Annotated in this window: 4 protein-coding genes; 2 read left to right on the top strand and 2 right to left on the bottom strand. The window is 73.7% G+C overall.

The window, feature by feature from the left end; all coding sequences use genetic code 11:
• On the top strand, positions 1-324 hold a 324-nt coding region (locus tag AC2W7G_RS13755; RefSeq protein WP_485868935.1), incomplete at its 5' end, for an acyl-CoA carboxylase biotin carboxyl carrier protein subunit.
• A gap of 66 nt (positions 325-390) precedes the next feature.
• On the opposite strand, the gene AC2W7G_RS13750 is transcribed toward AC2W7G_RS13755, so the two are convergent.
• Both AC2W7G_RS13750 and AC2W7G_RS13745 read right to left on the bottom strand, forming a co-directional pair.
• Entirely contained in the window at positions 391-759 is a 369-nt protein-coding gene (locus tag AC2W7G_RS13750; protein WP_485868934.1) for a hypothetical protein, read from the bottom strand.
• A 46-nt stretch (positions 760-805) separates the two neighbouring features.
• A complete protein-coding gene (locus AC2W7G_RS13745) occupies positions 806-1,879 on the bottom strand; it encodes a SpoIID/LytB domain-containing protein (protein ID WP_485868933.1) in 1,074 nt (357 codons plus the stop codon).
• 340 nt (positions 1,880-2,219) lie between these two features.
• Here AC2W7G_RS13745 and AC2W7G_RS13740 point away from each other — a divergent pair.
• A partial coding sequence (locus tag AC2W7G_RS13740; protein WP_485868932.1) for a class I SAM-dependent methyltransferase occupies positions 2,220-2,432 on the top strand: 213 nt, incomplete at its 3' end.

Genomic DNA, 2,432 nt, shown 5'->3' with positions numbered 1-2,432 from the left:
GGAGGTCGTCCTGCCGCCGGGCTCGGCGCCAGCGCGGCCCCGGCGTCCGCCGGCAAGAAGCCCAAGCGCAAGGCCGGGGGCGGCGGTGGTGCCGCGGCGAGCGGCGACTCGCTCACCTCGCCCATGCAGGGCACCGTCGTCAAGATCGCCGTCGAGGAGGGCCAGACCGTCGCCGAGGGCGACCTGGTCGTCGTCATCGAGGCGATGAAGATGGAGCAGCCGCTCAACGCCCACAAGGCGGGCGTCGTGACCGGCCTCAACGCCGAGGTCGGCGCCACCCTGGGCGCCGGCGCGGTCGTCGCCGACATCAAGGACGCCGAGTAGCCCGAACCGCACCGACGACGAAGGGCCCCGACCAGCCGGTCGGGGCCCTTCGTCGTGAGTCTCGGGTCAGACGCGCTGCGGCGCCTGGTCGTCCACCTCGCCGTAGGCGATGCCCGCGGCCCACACGACGACGGTGACGCCGATCCAGGTGCCCCAGCCCTCGATCTCGAAGCCCTGGTGGGTGGAGACGAGGTCGGTGAGCAGCAGCGCCACGAACGTCAGCAGCAGCCCGCCGGGCACCGTGTAGGCCCGCACGTACGGCACGCGTCCGCGGCGCACCAGCTGGCGCAGCGCGACCCACACGAGGGTGAACAGGACGACGGCCAGCACGAACCCGCCCACGCTCATCGAGACGCCGAACAGCCACGCGGCCAGGCCGAGCGAGACGGCGTTCACCAGGGCGGACGTGAGGACGGAGATCAGGAGCGGACGCACCCGCCCAGTATCCCAGAGCCGCGCCGGACCGCCCGGCGCCGTCCGCTCAGGCGAAGCCGAACCAGGTGGACTTGAGGCCGACGCCGAAGCGGACCTTGTCACCGGTGAGCGTGGCCTTGCCCCTGCTGCCGGTCAGCACGACGGTCTCGGCGCGGCCGCCCCAGGTGCCGCCGCCGACCCGCTTGATGACCGAGACCTTGCCCAGGGTGCCGATCGACGGCGCGAGCCTCTCCAGCGCCGCGCGCGAGACCGAGACCTTCCACGTGTGGTTGGGGTTGGTCGTCCAGCCGTCGTAGGCGTCGGCCTGGTTGCGCAGGTAGGCCGCCGAGCCGGCCGCCTGGCGTCCGCCCGTCGAGGACGAGAACTGCGTCAGGGCGGGCTTGCCGCCGTAGGTGAGGATCTGGCCGGCGGTGCCGTTGACCGCGTTGGCGCCGCGCGTGTCCTCGGCCGAGACGCCCTTGTAGACCTGGCAGGACGTGGTGTCGCAGACGTCGTAGTAGCGCGAGGTGCTCATCGACCGCACCGCGTAGGTGCGGGCGGCGACGGCCTGGGCGCGGACGGCCTGGCCGTGCCAGCTCGTCGGCATCTCGGCCGGCACGACGCCGAGCAGGTACTGCTCGAGCGACAGGACGTTGACGGTGCGGCGCGTCGTCGAGGACGCGACCGCCGACCGCAGGGCGCCGCGGTAGACCTTGGTCGCACCGCCGGGCAGCACCAGGGTGAGGGTGCCGTCGGTCGACCACAGCTGCGTCGTGCCGCTGACCGTCTTGCGCGTCGCCCAGCCCGAGCCCTTGTTCCACTGCACCTCGGTGCGCGAGCCGTCGGCGACCAGGCGCCACTCCTTCATCCCGTCGGGCAGGTACTCGCTCGTGCCGCCGTAGGTGAGCCGCATGCCCTTCTCGGCGATGACCCGGACGTCCGACGTGGTGTCGGCGTCCAGCCGCACCCGGATGTCGGTCCGCTTCGTGGCGCGGGCCGTGCCCGGGTAGTAGTAGGCCAGGATCTGCTGCCAGGTCATGCCGTGGTTCTTGGCCGCGTTGTAGGCGCCGTACTGGCTCATGCCGATGCCGTGGCCGAAGCCACGACCCTGGAACGTCACCGTGCTGCCGCTGACGGTCACGTTGTTGCCGGACGTCGGGGTGGACGGCGTGGGGGTGGGAGCGGGCGCGCCGGTGGTCGTGTCGATCTTGGCGACGGCCGGGCGCGGGGCCCCGGCCGGGGACCAGCCGACGGGGATCGGTGCGTGCGCCGTCCGGCCGGTCCAGCAGGACCCCGGCGGGGACGGCTCACCGACGAGATCGAGCCTGCGCCGACCGTAGGACCGGCACGGCGGGCGGTGACGGCCGTGCGGGAAAGCGTGCGGGGACCGCCGCAGAAGTGCGGGGGCCGTACGCCCGTCCGGCGACGTCGCCGGCGCCGGCCCTGGCGTGTCGCGCACGGGCCTGCCTACGGTGGAGCGCATGACCTTCTCGGCACGGGACACGGCCTGGTGGGACGACGAGCGCACGGAGGGGGTCGGCTGGAGCGACGCGCCCAGCCCGCACCTGGTCTCCCAGCTCAGCGACGTCAGTCCGGGCCGCGCGCTGGACGTGGGCTGCGGCGACGGGGCGGACGCCCGGTGGCTGGCCCGCCACGGCTGGCAGGTCGAGGCGGCGGACGTCTCGCAGGTCGCG

Source organism: Aeromicrobium sp. PFPM2_SD2 (genome assembly GCF_057364525.1).
Note: the sequence above shows the minus strand (reverse complement) of the source record. Positions and strands in the feature narration are given on the sequence as shown.